Annotated in this window: 11 protein-coding genes; 4 read left to right on the top strand and 7 right to left on the bottom strand. The window is 41.7% G+C overall.

Annotated features, from left to right (window positions below):
• Positions 1-8: 8 nt before the first annotated feature.
• The 3 genes from P2W73_RS15635 to P2W73_RS15625 all read right to left on the bottom strand — a co-directional run bounded on the left by P2W73_RS15635 (position 9) and on the right by P2W73_RS15625 (position 7567).
• Positions 9-1493, bottom strand: a complete 1485-nt coding sequence (locus P2W73_RS15635) for a RagB/SusD family nutrient uptake outer membrane protein (RefSeq protein ID WP_276503008.1) — start codon at positions 1491-1493, stop codon at positions 9-11.
• Positions 1494-1508: 15 nt separating this feature from the next.
• Positions 1509-4880 (bottom strand): SusC/RagA family TonB-linked outer membrane protein, encoded by a 3372-nt coding sequence (locus tag P2W73_RS15630; RefSeq protein ID WP_276503007.1) that lies wholly within the window; start codon positions 4878-4880, stop codon positions 1509-1511.
• Positions 4881-5239: 359 nt separating this feature from the next.
• Positions 5240-7567: an efflux RND transporter permease subunit gene (locus P2W73_RS15625; RefSeq protein ID WP_276503006.1), complete on the bottom strand. Its 2328-nt coding sequence runs from the start codon at positions 7565-7567 to the stop codon at positions 5240-5242.
• Positions 7568-7720: 153 nt separating this feature from the next.
• Here P2W73_RS15625 and porZ point away from each other — a divergent pair, with 153 nt between their 5' ends.
• Positions 7721-10024, top strand: coding sequence for a type IX secretion system anionic LPS delivery protein PorZ (gene porZ / locus P2W73_RS15620; RefSeq protein ID WP_276503005.1), 2304 nt, complete (start codon positions 7721-7723; stop codon positions 10022-10024).
• Positions 10025-10026: 2 nt separating this feature from the next.
• The gene (recO, locus tag P2W73_RS15615; RefSeq protein WP_276503004.1) at positions 10027-10773 is read left to right on the top strand and encodes a DNA repair protein RecO; all 747 of its coding nucleotides are present in this window, start codon (positions 10027-10029) and stop codon (positions 10771-10773) included.
• An 11-nt stretch (positions 10774-10784) separates the two neighbouring features.
• Here the strand turns inward: recO and P2W73_RS15610 are convergent, their stop codons facing one another.
• Positions 10785-11951, bottom strand: a complete 1167-nt coding sequence (locus P2W73_RS15610) for an amidohydrolase family protein (protein ID WP_276503003.1) — start codon at positions 11949-11951, stop codon at positions 10785-10787.
• An 88-nt stretch (positions 11952-12039) separates the two neighbouring features.
• Here P2W73_RS15610 and prfA point away from each other — a divergent pair, with 88 nt between their 5' ends.
• Positions 12040-13107, top strand: coding sequence for a peptide chain release factor 1 (gene prfA / locus P2W73_RS15605; RefSeq protein WP_276503002.1), 1068 nt, complete (start codon positions 12040-12042; stop codon positions 13105-13107).
• Between the two features lie 64 nt (positions 13108-13171).
• Positions 13172-13807, top strand: coding sequence for a hypothetical protein (locus P2W73_RS15600; protein ID WP_276503001.1), 636 nt, complete (start codon positions 13172-13174; stop codon positions 13805-13807).
• 411 nt (positions 13808-14218) lie between these two features.
• On the opposite strand, the gene P2W73_RS15595 is transcribed toward P2W73_RS15600, so the two are convergent.
• The 3 genes from P2W73_RS15595 to P2W73_RS15585 all read right to left on the bottom strand — a co-directional run bounded on the left by P2W73_RS15595 (position 14219) and on the right by P2W73_RS15585 (position 16100).
• Positions 14219-14605, bottom strand: a complete 387-nt coding sequence (locus P2W73_RS15595) for a VanZ family protein (protein WP_276503000.1) — start codon at positions 14603-14605, stop codon at positions 14219-14221.
• Between the two features lie 165 nt (positions 14606-14770).
• Positions 14771-15553, bottom strand: coding sequence for an anti-sigma factor (locus P2W73_RS15590; RefSeq protein WP_276502999.1), 783 nt, complete (start codon positions 15551-15553; stop codon positions 14771-14773).
• A gap of 1 nt (position 15554) precedes the next feature.
• Positions 15555-16100, bottom strand: a complete 546-nt coding sequence (locus P2W73_RS15585) for an RNA polymerase sigma factor (protein WP_276502998.1) — start codon at positions 16098-16100, stop codon at positions 15555-15557.
• Between the last annotated feature and the right edge of the window lie 28 nt (positions 16101-16128).

Genomic DNA, 16128 nt, shown 5'->3' with positions numbered 1-16128 from the left:
TTATTAAGTTATCTGGGGTTTTGTTCTATTCCTGATTGTTTTACAGTTGCCGGCAATTGAAACAAACGACGTGGATCGTCGGGTGTTAAAACATGTTGTTCGCCACTCGTTGTGGTATGTGTAACAGTAAATTTGTACCGCTGTATGTCGAACCAGCGCATTCCTTCATGTACAAACTCACTGCGCTTGTAAGCAAGTATTGTCTTCAGTAGTCCTTCCTGGGTATTTGTTGTATTGTAATAAGCATTGATTTTAGCAGCGCTTATATTATGGGAGGTGCTATATCCTTCTATCCTTGTGCTGAGATAGACATTCAATAAAGCTATCGCCTCATTCAACTGGTTGTTGTAGGTATAGGCTTCGGCGAGGTTAAATAATACTTCTTCTACTGTAAAGAGGGGAACCATTACATAGCCATCACCAATTTCTGCATTGACAGAAACCAACACAAAGTATTCATCAATTTTAGGAACTACAAAATGGTTGTCGACATAGCTACCGGTGGGGAAAGCCCATTGACCGCCTGATACCGGAGCATTTCTCAATAAAAGATCTCTGACTGCTGCCGTCATCGCATAGCGGGCTGCGATATTTGTGCGGAACCAATACGATTTAGTCTCCGCCAATAAAAGGTTAGCATTTTCTGTAGCTTTTGCATAACGTGGCCCGATGTCATTTAATCCAATAGATGTATAGATCGTATTCCAGGGTCGCAGGTTGGGTAAAAAATTATTATTTGGAACGGCTTCGCGGGCATACTGAATTACTTTGGCGTAATCTTTTTTGTAAAGAAAAAACCGGGCGGCAAAAGCATTGGCTGCGGCTTTGTTGAAATGATACTTTGGAATTTTATAGGTCTTGTCATCGATATAAGGAAGTCCCGCCAACAAATCTTTTTCAATCATCTCATACACACTTGCCACCGTTCCTCTTGTATACTGTTTAATAAAGTTTTTTTCAGGCTCTGTAACATAAGGAATGCCGGGGTCTGATGCAGCCGTTGCAGGATCATAAAATTTGGAATATAGATTTACCAGCATGAAATGAGCATAAGCTCTTGCGACCAAGGCTTCGCCTCTTAATGCAACGTAATCGTTTTGATTTTGCGCCTTGCTGATCGTTTCCAACGCCTGGTTACAAGCAGCAATGGCTTTATAACAGGCAAACCAATAAAACTCCGGCGTGTCTTCACCAATGGATCGGGTATCTCTGAAAAAATAAGCATCAGCATTTGATGTGTTAAGATCCGGGGAGCCTGCATCACCAAACCCGATGTCACCGACATTATCAGAGTAGGTTTCTGTAAAAGGAACATAATTAGCCTGCGGGTAAGCGGTGCCCAGTAGTTGTGCAATTTTTTCAGGCGTCTCCAGCGTAGCCCTGTTATCTGGTTCTTTCTCCAAATATTTATTGCACGATGCAGTCAGCAATGCAATTGCAGCAAACAACCCGGGTAGGTAATTAATTTTGTGTTTTATTTTTCCTTGTTTCATGAGTATGAAAATTTTTTAAAGCCCAACTTTAAGTGATAAGGTTATTTGCTTCTGTATGGGCTGTGCTACACCGCCTGCATTAAAAAACTCTGGATCCTGTCCTTTTAATTTTTTGTCAGAATAAATCAACCAGAAATTAGAAGCTGCCGCTGTCAACGAAAAGGTTTTAAAAACAGACAAACGTTTTAATGCTGCTTCTCCAAGCCTATAAGTAAGTGCTACTGTTTTAAGCCGAACAAAACTGCCGTCCACCACTCTTACATCTGAATAGTTATAGTTATTATAAGGATAAGCCCCGGAAGCACTGGTGATATAATCAAAATATTTATCGGAAATTGCTGGAACATTAGTCACTTTCTCATCACCCCGCATTTCCCAGCGGTCAAAAAATTCTTTTGGCATTGCGTCCAGGTCAACATACGAACTGCGGAAAGCCGGATACAATCTTATTTTGTTACCTGCCTGGTAAGTAATAAAAACGTTTAATGATAGATTTTTATAATCGAACGTATTTGAAAAGCCTCCTGTAATAGTTGGGTCAACAGGGCCCTCATACACGAGGTAATCGATATTATCATCCTGTAGAAACACACCTTCGTTTACCTTACCCGTTTCATCGGTGAAGCGGGGAATACCGTTTTCCGGGTTCAGCCCCTGGAATTTTAATGAAAAAAGACTGTTAACCGGGAAGCCAACTCTGTTACCTCCCTCCGCCTTTACCAAATCAAAAATAAGTGGCACATTCTGGGCATTGGTAATTTCAGTTTGGTTATAGCCAAAAGTCAATGTTGTTTTCCAGTTAAGATTTTTTTGACGCAAGATTTGCCCGCCGATGAGAAATTCGAATCCACGGGATTCCATATCTGCATAGTTGGCAGCTTTATAAGCCTCTCCGCCTATACCTGATGTTTTAATACGACTGATCAGGTCAAAACTCCGGCGTGAATAACCATCCACACTAACATTCAACCTATTTTTAAAAAATCCGGCGTCAACCCCAATATTTGCCTGGTAGTTTTTTTCCCAGGTCAGATCGGCGTTTTCGAGATTGATGAGATTGATGATCGATTCTCTTTCATCGGGATAAGGCCGGTTAGTAGTGGCACTTCTTAACACAATAGCGGAGTTTGTAGCAGGGCCAAGGCTGGCAGTGATACCATAGCTGGCCCGCAGTTTCATATAGTCAATGAAGTCGATGTCTTCCATAAACGCTTCCTGCTCCAAATTCCATGAGCCACCAAAACTCCAGGTTGGTAACCATCTCGCACTTGGCGAAGAACCCAACAGGTTGGAGCCATCATAACGCACCGTCCCATAAAAATTATATTTCTTATCCAGGGTATATTGCGCATTTAGATAAAAGGCAGCGAAGCGATCATAATATTTCGTCATGCCATAGTAAGGGAAGTTGGCTTCGATTGTTTGCTTGAGTATCCGGTAGTCAATAAACGGAATACCTCCGTTGTCATATTGATAGCCGTAGCCGGTGCTGCTAAAATTTTGCCTGTCTGCATATTTTACCTGCTGACCTACCAACACGTTTATATCATGCCTGTCGGCAATTGTGTTGGAATAGTTAAGACTATTGCGTACATCAAAGTTCAACAACTGATCTTCCGTCCGGTTATAGAACCCGCCATAAGGCAATACCACCACTCTTGGGTCATCGGGATGATCGGGGTCGCTATATAAAAATTTATTATTCCGGTTCATCGTCGCATTTTCATTAGCCCGGTATGCATTGGCCATGTTGGCGTTTTCGGTTATCTGGTGCTCTCTTGATGACTTAACATAGCGCAATGCTCCAATAAATTCATAGCGCAAGTTTTTGGTGATCTTATATCCCAACTCGCCTTGTAATTTCAGGTCAATAATATTCAGGTCGATATAATTATTGTCCAGTTCATTGATAATATTGAACGGGGCGAAATTTCTTCTGAAATATTCTAAATTCCCATTCTGATCATACGCCGTAAGAGCCCGGTTTGTATTCAGGGCATAACTAAATGGATTGATATCGAACTCCCGGTCAAACTGTCCCGATACGGGGTTGCTTGTCCGGTTCAATGTGCCTGGAGCCCGTTGCTGACGCACTGAGCCAACCGTTAAAAAGCCGGCGCTTAATCGATCATTGAAATTATAGTTATTTCGGAAGTTGAGTGTGTATCGTTTTACATTATCCGCAATAGTCCAGCCATTGTCGTGATAAAAACTGGTTGAAAAAAAGGATTGTGATTTTTCTGTACCTGCTGAAATACTTAAAGAATGTTCCTGCGTAAGTGAATTGCGGAAAAGAAGATCAAACCAATCGGTGTTGGCCCTGGCATAGCGAAGTAAAAATTCCTTTCTTGCCTCGGGTGTATTTTCTAAAGGAAAGTTTCCATTGGCATCAGCATTCAGGCTGTTTAGCATCTGACCGTACACTCCATAATTGGCCCGGCTTAAAATGTCAGAATTTAGATATCCTTTTCTTTCCAATTCACCCAACACAGACATCTGCTGTGCCGAATTCATGATATTATATTCTGGATAGCGGGGTTTCAGTTGGGTACTGAAGTTGCCTGTATAAGAAATAGCAAGTTTGCCCGAACGGCCTTTTTTGGTTGTAATCACAACCACGCCATTCATGGCCCTGGCACCGTATAAGGCCGTCGCTGCCGCATCTTTCAAAATGTCGAAGGTCTCAATATCATTCGCATTAATGCCGGCTACTGACGATCCCAGTAACGTAGTAGGGTCGCCACTTGATAATTGGTCATTTGAAATGTTGATGATGTCCTCAAGTACCACTCCATCTACCACCCACAACGGTTTGTTATCTCCATTAATAGAAGTGGCGCCGCGAACCCGGACTTTAGGCGCACTTCCGAACGTGCTGGATACATTCTGAACAGATACCCCGGCAGCCCGGCCTTCGAGCATGCGGCTTACATCCACCAACCCATCAATTTTTATATCCTGGGCTTTCAACGTGATGGCGGCACCTGTGAATTTCTTTTTATCGATTCGCTGGAAGCCAGTTACGATCACATCCTGCATACTGGTCACATCTACTTTCATGACGAGGTTCAGTGAAGTTTGCCCGGTGGTAAGTTGTATCTCCTGCGTCTCCAAACCTACATTGCTCACCACGATTGTTGAACGGGACGGAACACCATTTAATGTGAAGTCGCCGGCGGAATTGGTGCTTGTTCCATTGGTGGTGTTTTTTACTGTTACGGACACACCCTGCAATGGGACTCCCAAGGTATCAGTTATTTTGCCCCTTAATGTACCGCCTTGTGCAATTGCTGAAGACTCAAAAAGAAGTAGGAAGGTTATAAAACTAAGAAAGCAGATAGTTTTGACGGATTTAACATTGGATCGTCCCAACGCTTTTATACTCATATTTTAATTTTAAATAGGTTTTCAGATCATATGTTTAAAAATAACCAACTAAAATAGGAAGTACAGATTGCTATAAAACTACAAAGAGTTTATCAAAAACATTGAAATCCAACAGACGTTGATTAATATCTCTTTACTTTTTCATGACAGTTCAAAACTCACCAGGATATATTCCTGTAAATGTTTATTTGTTCTGTAAGATTCTTAAGAAAGGGAATATAACTGCCAAATGCTGGTTTATGGCCATTGCCGTAACCTAAAAATGAGAGTATTTACAGGCAAAACGCTGCATGAGGGCGGCCTTTTTGCTTGGATAGGAAAGCCCCTAACCGGTCCCATTTATGAAATAGCGGTAATAGCTATTTTCTTTTTTTGTTCTTTATTAAATTAATAAGAAGCGCAGGTAATAATACGAGGTTGGTGAACGTAGCTGTTACCAATGTTAATGAAGTAAGCCATCCCAATGCCTGCGTTCCGCCAAAACCACTAAAACTAAAAATAATGAACCCGGCTATTAATACAAGCGAAGTATAAATAATACTGATGCCTGTACTATGAATGGTTTCAATAACCGTGTCTTTTACATCAAACTGTTGGTGCGGAAGTTCCTGTTTATAGTTTACGAGGAAACGAATGGTGATATCAATAGCAATTCCTAACGCAACACTAAAAACAAGCACGGTGGATGGTTTCAGCGGAATACCGGCCCATCCCATCACTCCCGCTGTAATGATCAATGGAATAATATTAGGAATAAGCGAACACAACAAAATCCGAACCGACTTAAACAGGTAAAGCATGCAAAGAGCGATCAGCAGGAATGCCCAGAAAACACTTTCCTTTAGTCCATTGATGATAAAACTGCTGCCTTCTAAAAAGGTGATGCTTGTACCTGTTAATTGTACAGTATATTTTTCTTTAGGAAATAACTGGTCCACTTTTTTATTGACGCTGTCCAGGATTTCGGGAAGATGAGCACTACCCACGTCGGCCATTGAAATGCTGATACGGGCCTCTTGTCTCGCAGTATCCATGAAAGTGGACACCAGCTTTGAAAAAGAATTTTTTGCAGTGCCGGTATCACTTTTAAAGCTAAGATATTGTGCCAATGCCGGAAGGTCATATTCAGCAGGCATGGAATAATTGGCGCTGTCGCCCTCAAAAAAAGCCTGTTTGGCAAATTTCAACCCCTCAGCGATACTCAATGGCCTTGCAATTTCAGGCATTGTAGCAAGATATTGGGATAAGGAGTCGATCTTGAGCAGGTTAGTTAAATTTCTGCTGACACCATATTTCTTTTTGGTATCAACTAATATCTCCAAAGGCATCACTCCCTTAAAATTCTTTTCAAAAAATTTGAGGTCTGTATAGATCTTATCTGTTTTTGGAAGATCATCGACAATATAACCAACACTTTTTAGTCGGAAAATACCAGCTATTGAGAATGCGATAATGATTAACGTGACTATATATATCAGCTTGCGGTGATTCAAGCTCCACCGTTCCAACCGGTCAAGCCAGCGATTAAGCCTTGGATTATGCAGGTACTTGGTATGTCTTGACTTTGGAGCAGGTAAATAACTTAAAGTAACAGGGATCAGGACAAGGGAGATGAAAAACAAAGCCATGATGTTTATCCCCGCTACCACTCCGAACTCCTGTAATATTTCACTTCTGGTCAGGGCAAATACCGCAAAGCCGATAGCCGCTGCCAGGTTACAAAACAGTGTTACGATCCCCATCCGGCTTACCATTGTGATCAGTGCCTCTTTACGATCGCCGGTATCATTATAAGCCGTGTGGTATTTATTAAGAAAATAAATGCAGTTGGGAATACCAATTACAACAATTAGCGGCGGAATGAGAGCTGTGAGTAGTGTGATCTTGTAACCACAGAGATGAATGGTTGCCATACTCCATACCACTCCGATTATCACAACTCCCAATGACAGCAGCATCGCACTGAACGAACGGAAGAATAACAAAAGAATTAATGCCGATAAAACAACACTGGCAAACAAAAACCATTTCATTTCGTCGGCAATGCGGGTAGCTATTTCTGTGCGGATCAACGGGAGGCCGCTCAAATAAACTTCCTGGTTATTATTTTTTCCAAAGCTTTCCGCCAAATTGCGGATAGCAGCTACAACACCGTTCCTTTTTTTGGAATTCATGATCACTTTATCAATACTTACTCCCATCATCCAAGCATTTGTCTGTGGATTGTATAAAAGGTGCTGATAAAAAGGAAGGCTTCGAAAGACGGCAGCGCTGCTATCAATCTCTGGCTGACTGAGTGTTTTTTCAGGAAAAATATTTACAGCATTTAGCTTCTCAGTTTCCGGCTGTTTTACCAGGTTAACAGCGGACGGAACAGAAATAACGTCTATTACGCCGCTTACTTTTTTCAGTTGGCGATGCAGGTTAGCATAATCATTAAATATTTTTTCCTTAAAGAGATCAGGAGTTTGGATACCAATCACGAGCAGGTTGCCATCCTGCCCATATTTTTGTTTAAAGGCCTGGTATGTTTTGTTGGCTGGATGGTTAACGGGAATAGCACGGCTGAATTCATAACTCAGTTCCACCTTCGATGCCCAATAGCCCATCAACGCTGTTGCCGCTATAAGAATAAGTAAAAGAGGGAAACGATAAGCAAGGATGAATTGACCGGTTTTTCGCCACATAGTATTGATATTTTACCAGCCTGATTAAAAAATAGAGGATATAGGTGGATGCTGGTAAGGCTGCAAAGAAACATAAAAATGTCTCATCTTGGCTTTATTCCCTGACATTAAGCTATAAAAATGGTATTCACCTGTTTGCAATATTTTTGACGGGTGAGAACTCTACTACTTATAACCCTTTTAGTTTCATCTTTTTCATTGGAAGCGCAACAACCGCTCACCGCTATTGGCCTGTGGAGAGATCATTTGCCGTACCGGAGTGTCATCGACATCACCACTGACGGCGAGAATATTATTACCGCAACTCCCTATAGTTTATTTGTTATTCAAAAAAGGGAAAATGCAATAGAACGCTTTAGCCGAACCACAGGACTGAATGAAACAGGAATTAGTGCAATTAGCTACGACGCCCGGAATGAAAAACTGGTAATAGCCTATAATACCAGTAATATCGATATTCTGTACCGGAATGATGTCATTAACATACCTGATATCAAAAGGGATAATATTGTCGGGGATAAAACGATTTATAACGTCTATTCAAAGGAGAAGAATTACTACCTGTCAACAGGCTTGGGTATTATCGTTATTGATGGCGAAAAATATGAGATACAAGACACCTGGCTTATTGGTAATACAGGAAGCCAGTTAAAGGTCAATGCTATTACCAGTGATGCAAATTTCTTTTACGCTGCTACACGGGAAGGATTAAAAAGAGCTCCATTAGCAGGCAATAACCTTGCAGATCATAACAACTGGATTTTGTTGCACCATACCAACGGTTTAACTACTGGCGCATTTCAAAATGTCTTTATAATCGACAACAAGGTAATAGCGGAAAAAAATGACTCCCTCTTTATATCCCCTGATGGAAACACCTGGAGCTTTTTTTACACCGATGACTGGAATATTACAAACTCTTTTGCTTCTGAAAATAAGATCACTCTTTGCCAGCGAAAAATAAATGGTGACACCAGGGTCGTAGTTCTAAACAGTACCGGGTCAATACTCACTACCCTCCAGCAACCAGCGGGATCTTCCAACCCAGCGAAAGCGCTATTCTTAAATGATGAATTATGGGTAGCTGACCAGCTAAAAGGACTTTTGCAATTCCGGGGAACGTCGTTGGAAGAACAATACCAGCCCAACTCGCCCGACTCAATTGCAACCGGTGAGATGGTTGTTTATAATAACACATTGTATGCAGCCGCGGGTAGTGTTACAACAAATTGGACCAATGAGAACAATCAAAATGGTATTTACCAATTAAAGGAAGGGAAATGGACAAATTTAAATGGCTCACACTTTTTGCAAATGGATTCGTTGCGGGATTTCATCAGCGTTGCGGTGGATCCAAAGGATGAAACTATTTGGGCAGGTTCTTTTGGTGATGGGTTGTTACATGCAGCACCAGGTTCTGTATTTGAAATTTTTAAGGAAAATTATTTAGGTCCATTTATCAATGACCCGAAAAGTTACCGGGTGTCGGGTTTAGCTTTTGATCGGGAAAATAATTTATGGATTTCCAATTACGGCGCCTCCCAGCCTTTGTTGCTGAAAAAGACGGATGGCAGTTTAATTCGGTTTTCCATTCCCTTTTCGATCACCGAAAATTCATTGACACAAATTGTAATTGACGATAATAATTATAAATGGATCGTAATTGCAAAAGGTGGCGGCTTGCTGTGCCTCGATCACGGATCGTCGATTGAAAATAGCGGCGATGACAGATGGAAGAAATTCAGCACTGGAACAGGCGGCGGCAATTTGCCCGGCGATATGGTTTTTTGCGCAGCTAAAGATAAAAATGGTTTTCTCTGGTTCGGCACCAACAATGGCATTGGCGTTGTTCAATGTACGCAGGATGTTTTTGGTGGCCAGGGTTGTGATGCGATATGGCCCGTGGTACAGCAGGGAAATTTTGCCGGTTATTTGTTTAAGGGCGAAGAAGTGCGAAGCATCGCAGTGGATGGAGCCAATAGAAAATGGGTGGCAACCGAAAAAGGAGTTTGGCTCATCAGTGCAACAGGCGAACAAGTCATTTATCAATTTACAGAAGAGAATAGTTTATTATTGAGTAACGATGTGAAACGAGTTGCGATCGACGGAAAAACGGGAGAAGTTTTCTTTGCGACAGCAAAGGGCATTTGTTCGTTCAGAAGTACCGCAACCGAAGGAAGTGAAAAAAATGAAGAAGTAACGGTGTTTCCAAATCCTGTCCCTCCGGCGTATTCAGGTAGCATTGGTATAAAAGGATTAGTAAATAATGCCATCGTAAAAATCACAGAACTTGATGGCCGGTTAGTATATCAAACAAGAGCACAGGGTGGCCAGGCCGTTTGGAATGGACGTGATTACAGGGGAAGAAAAATCTCTACAGGTGTTTATCTTGTGTTAGTCAGCAACGATGAGAGAACAGAAAAGAAGGTAGCAAAAATTGTTTTTATAAATAAATAATCGTGTCGGATAAGCTGCATCATACAAATGGTATTGTGCTTCGTACGGTGAAGTATGGCGAAACCAGTGTGATCGTTTCCATATTTACCGAATTGTTTGGAGTGCAATCATACCTGGTGAATGGCGTTAGAGTGTCTTCAAAGAAAGGAAGTGGAAGAGCCAATCTTTTTCAACCATCGGCCATCCTGGACATGATTGTCTACCATAATGAACTGAAGCAACTGCAACGGATCAAAGAATTTAAATGGGCGCATATCTATCAGCACATTTTATCGGATGTGCGAAAGAACGCCGTTGCCTTATACATGATTGAACTTCTCACGAAATGCCTTAAACAGCCTGAAAGCAACCCGGATCTTTTCCATTTTGCAGAAGATGCGTTCTTACACCTGGATGAAGCCAACAATACCGTAACGGCAAACCTCCCGTTGTTTTTTACATTGCACCTGCCGGTTTTCTTTGGCTTCCGGGTTAATGATAACTATTCTGCTTCACATCAATGGCTGGATCTGCAGGAAGGAGAATTTGTTGATCAGCAACCAACGCACCCGCATTTTTTGGATGATAAACAGGCATATGTTACTTCGCAACTATTGAAGGTGCAACAGCCGGGTGAATTAAATGATATAAAACTTAATCATGATTTCAGGCGAAATCTTTTATATCGTTATGAAGTGTTTTATGCGTTGCACCTGCAGGATTTTGGGACTTTGAAAACGTTGCCTGTTCTGAGAGAGATTCTGGGTTGATATTTCAAAGACTACAGCAGCCTTTTTGATTCAGTTATCTTTGAATCACACAAAACTAAGCCTGGTTTTTTCCCTTTTTCAAAGCTGCCCAATACCCTATCCATTTGTAATGCCTTTGCGCCGTTTATGGTAGCCCACTTCAACAGCAGTTCTACGGATATAGAAGGAAAATGCTGAAGTATGGTTTGCATTTCAGCAGCGATACTTAACTGGTGATTTGATGCTAGACTGTCTGTTCCCAGCACCATTGAAGCTTCGTTTCTAATAAATGATTCAATGTTTGGTAATTGTCGGGTGATATACCAATTTGCATTTGGACAAAGACAAAAATAAAGTTGACCGATGACAGGTAAGCTTTTTGCAAAGGCAAGGTCGTTTTCATCCGTGTGAACATTGTGTACGAGAATTACCTGCTGATTCGGTAAAAATTTTGACAAATAAGTTTGCAGGCTGGTTTTTCCCGGAGGATTAAAAAAGGAAATATCAGTGTTCAACATTTCATACAAGCTCAGAAAGTCACCTTTTTTCCGCAGGAAGAATTCGTTTTCAGCTGTCGTCTCCTGGTTGTGAATAGTCATCAATTGATTACCGGGAAAACGAATGATCCTTTTCCATAATTCCTCCGATACCGAATAAGGAGCATGCGGAACGATCGAATTAGAACCAACAGGCAGTGCATATTTTTCAGCGTAGGAAGTAAAAATGTCAACTGCTCTTTTGAAACGCAGATCGGCCATTTCAGGTACAAAACCACTTGCTTCAATAAAATTGTGATACAAAAGCCTTCCCTTTTGTTTTTGTGGCAGGGTGAACTTGTTATTGCAGATATCGCCGACAGCCACGATGCCATTGGCCAGCATTTCATCTTCAGCCGCCGCAATAGCCTCGTAAATTTCAGCATCTGTTGAATGCCGGTCCTTCATCACCTGCGACACAAATTTTACCAGGCCCGTGCCCTGGGAAATTTGACCTTTCATGTGGCTCAGCTCCAGGTGACAATGACAATTCACAAAGCCCGGTGTCAGGATACCCGTAAAATGTTCAATATCGTCGCCAGCTTCACCTAACGGAAGAATGTTTTCTATAACACCTTCGGTTGTAGTGATTAGCACTAATTTTTCATCTGACAATTTGTAGCCGTCAAATAATTGCGTAGCCGAAAATTTTCTGAAACCCATATTGTAAAAGTCGAATAAAATTAGGCAGAAAGCCGTTAGCTGATTTACTGCGTCAAAATGCTAAATTTGCCGCCCACAAACCATAATTATGTTAGATAAGCTTGAAGCGATAAAGGGTAGATTTGACCAGTTGGGCATTGCGTTGACCAATCCGGAAATAGTGGGCAATAATAAACGTTTTGCTGAAACAAGCAAGGAATATCGAAGCCTGGAGAAAATTGTGGTTGCATATAACGATTACAGAAAAATACTGGAGGATATTGATTTTAACCGCGAGGCGTTGAATGGTGGTGACGAGGAATTAAGAGAGTTGGCAAAAGAAGAAGCTCCGGAGCTGGAAGAAAGAAAGGAGAAAGCGGAAGCTTTTATTCGTCAATTACTGATTCCGAAAGATCCCCAGGACGAAAAGAATGCCATCCTCGAAATAAGAGCAGGAACAGGTGGTGACGAGGCTAGCCTCTTTGCCGGTGATTTGCTTCGCATGTATATCCGTTATTGTGAAAGACGAGGCTACAAGACGGCGATCTTAAGCGAAAGCGAAGGAACTGTCGGCGGTTACAAAGAGGTACAGCTGGAAGTAACAGGCGATGAAGTATATGGCACCTTGAAATTTGAAAGTGGTGTGCACCGGGTGCAGCGGGTACCCGATACGGAAACTAGCGGACGTGTGCATACTTCTGCTGCAACGGTTGCGGTAATGCCAGAAGCCGAGGAAGTGGATTTTGAACTAAATCCCGCGGACGTAAAAATGGAGACTGCCCGAAGTGGCGGAGCTGGTGGTCAGAATGTAAACAAGGTAGAAACAAAAGTGATGCTTACCCATATCCCAACAGGTACGGTGGTGGTTTGCCAAACAGAACGTTCACAGCTAGGTAATAGGGAAAAAGCTATGCAGATGATGCGAACCAAATTGTACGAAGAGCAGGTAAGAAAACAAGAGGAAGAAATTTCAAGACACCGAAAAAGCCTGGTGAGTACAGGCGACCGGAGTGCAAAGATCAGAACCTATAATTTTCCCCAGGGTCGGGTTACCGATCACCGTATTGGTCTCACCGTTTATAATTTGGACGATGTTTTAAATGGCAATATCCAGGAGTTTATTGATGCATTACAGTTTGCGGAAAACTCTGAGAAAATGGCCAACCAAAACAATTAAATAATTTTTCCCCGGAGCATCTTGTTTAGAAATTGAAGTAACTTTCTATCTAAACCATACTACGATGCTTGAACAGATTTCAGAACTCGTAAAACAATTTGGCCGGGAAGCAGTTGTCAATAATCCCGATGTTCCAAATGAAGAGAATAATGCAGTTTTAGCGGAAGCAACAAAGACAATAACCAACGGCATGCAAAATATGTTGGCTGGCGGCGGTTTACAGGACATCATTTCAATGTTTACAGGCGGCAGGGGCGGCAGCCAGCCATCTTCCCAGAGTGGTATTGCAGGATTACTAAAAAATCCCATGGTGGCGATGATGATAGGACACCTGATCAGTAAGTTGGTGAGTAAGTTCAATATGAGCCCGTCGCAAGCCAGCAAGATTTCAAATAATCTTATTCCAAATGTGTTAAATGGTTTAATTACACGAACCAACAGTAATAACCCTGCTGACGACTCTTTTGACTTCAACGATCTTATCGGCTCTCTTACTGGTGGAAATACCCCTACTGCAGAATCAGGTGGTGGGTTTAATTTCCAGGGGTTGTTGGAACAATTAACGAAAGGCAGTGGCAATGGAGGCTTTAATTTACAGGATATTGTTAACCAGGTGACCCGTGGCGCCCAGCAAAACCAGGAGCAGCAGGCAAGAAGCGGAGGAGGCTTCGCCGATCTGATTAAGGGTTTTTTCAGCTAATGTTTTATACTTACTTCATCGTAGTTCTTCTATCGATCATAATAATTTTTAAATGAAGTACAAGTTTTTCATTTCACCTGGCGTCATATTGTGTAATTGGTCTGATTTCTGCGTTCCGTATAGAGACCAGGAAGTTTAGTTATAATAGTTCTTTAACAAACAACTCGTCATTCCAGGCGTTATTAGAATAGTAGGGTCACCCTGAGAGGAAAAAACTCCACAGTTGAGGCTTTGAAATGGAAGATATGTGGTGAATTTCGGTCGATGTAGCTTTTAGAATTTCGTTAACAGCATCGATCCGCAGAATGGCAGTAAATTTGTACTATAGATAATAAGTTATTGCAAATATAAAAGCAGACAATTTTCTCATAAGCAGTTAGTTTTGGTTGCGACCCCTGTTTCTACAGGGGTCTATTTTTTTGCATATCTTCTAAAGCTAAATATTCCGCCGAAGGCCGATCCGATTCCGTCAGCCACGATATCTCCTGCATCAAATGAACGATTGGGTACCCAGAATTTTTGCACAAACTCCATGACGATTCCATAGAGAAGACAGAGCGCAGCTGCCACAATGAAATATGCGTACAGCTTGCGGCTTGTTTCTTTCTTTTTTTTATATATCCCCCAGCATAATAGAAAAGTTATTAACCCAAACATGGCAACATGCACCCACTTATCAAACCAAATTTTGTCGAGCCAGTTTTCTTTCGGAAAAGCAGAACCGGGAAGTGTAAGTAAAACTGTAGAAACCACCAGCCAACCAACAGCAGGAAGAAAAAAACGAACTTGATTTTTCAAGGGCAAAAATTTGCTGCAATAATAGAAGTATTTTTTATTCTGGTAAACAAAAAAGAAGAGACCTTAAAAGATCTCTTCTTAACCAACTATAGAATCCAAAATCACTCATGGCAATTATGGTTCCCGTATCAAATACGACAAAATAAGAATTGCGGATTGAAGGAATCAAAGGTTTCCCATCACGTACATCGAACCTTGCGGTGTGGGGTTGCCACCTTTCTTCTCCAGTGTAATGGCGAAAGCCTGTGCGCCGGCTACGTTCTTCATCCGGAGTAAAAGTTTCCTTTCGCCAATGAAAGAGTCATTGTCTATCATTCCAACGTCGATTGGTTTGCCATCGAGTAAGGCCCACAGTTGGTACTGTTTATCACTTGCCGGTTTTGGCAGATTATTTACCACCAGGTACACATCTTTGGAAGTAGTATCCCAATATACCGTTGCGAATGAAGCTGGAGAAGCTTCCATACCTTTCATAGCAGCCATTTTTACATTGGGATTAAGGCTGATCATGGCAATTTCATCTTCCAATTCACCCAGTCGAATGGCGGTGCTGTCATAATCTTTTACAACCTCATCATAACTTGCCTGGAGTTTTTTGTTGCGATTGTATTGAGAAATATTCCAGAACAAGCTACCGGCGAGTAAAATAGCGCAGGCCGCTGCAGCATATTTAAGCCAGTTAGTTTTTGTTGCTGAAGGCATCGCTATAACTTTTGCTTCATCTCTATACAGCGCAGCATCCATCACCCGCTGTTTCATGCCGGCGGGTGGTGTCACTGCATTTTGCATAGCCTGTTGTTCAAGTACAAGTTCAAATTCATTGCGGGCCCGGAGCACTTCAGGATATTGCCGGCACATGCTTTCAAACTCGGCCTGCTCCTCTGCAGAAGCGAGTCCCAGCACAAAGCTTTCAACAATGCCACTTGATATGTATTCCTGTACGTTCACTTTATTTGATCATTGTTCTTAAATGAATTAAAGCACTTCGAATTCTTGTTTTGACGGTCCCCAATGGAATATTGAGAATTTTTGCTATTTCTTCGTGAGTGTAGCCCTGGAAATAGGAAAGGTCGATGAGTACCCTCGATTCTTCTTTTAACTTACCCAACACCTTTTTTAATCCCACATCATCCACTTGTGTAAAAGTGGCGTTTCCAATATTGGTTGTATCTACGTTTTCAGAAATCGGGTAGTTTTTTAAGGAATCCTTATATCCCTTGGATCGCATCTTATCAATAGCGGCATTCCTCGCCACGTTCATCATCCACGTAAATAATCTTCCTTTGGCCGGATCATATGATTCTATCTTCCGCCAGATATTGACAAAAGTTTCCTGCAAAACATCCCTGGCCGTTTCCGGGTCAGTAATAATTGCACTTATCACACCGAACAAAGCTCCTGAATAATTATCGTAGAGATAACCAAACGAGTCATTATTGCGCTGTTGAAGCAAAGCAACAAGCTCCTGTTCCCCATATGTGATCTTAGAATTCAAATAGTTGGTTAGCTATAAGGAATTGATC

This window comes from Terrimonas pollutisoli, from assembly GCF_029360765.1.
Taxonomy (GTDB): Bacteria; Bacteroidota; Bacteroidia; order Chitinophagales; family Chitinophagaceae; genus Terrimonas_B; species Terrimonas_B pollutisoli.
The sequence above is the reverse complement of the archived record's forward strand: the minus strand, read 5'-3'. Positions and strand labels throughout refer to the sequence as shown.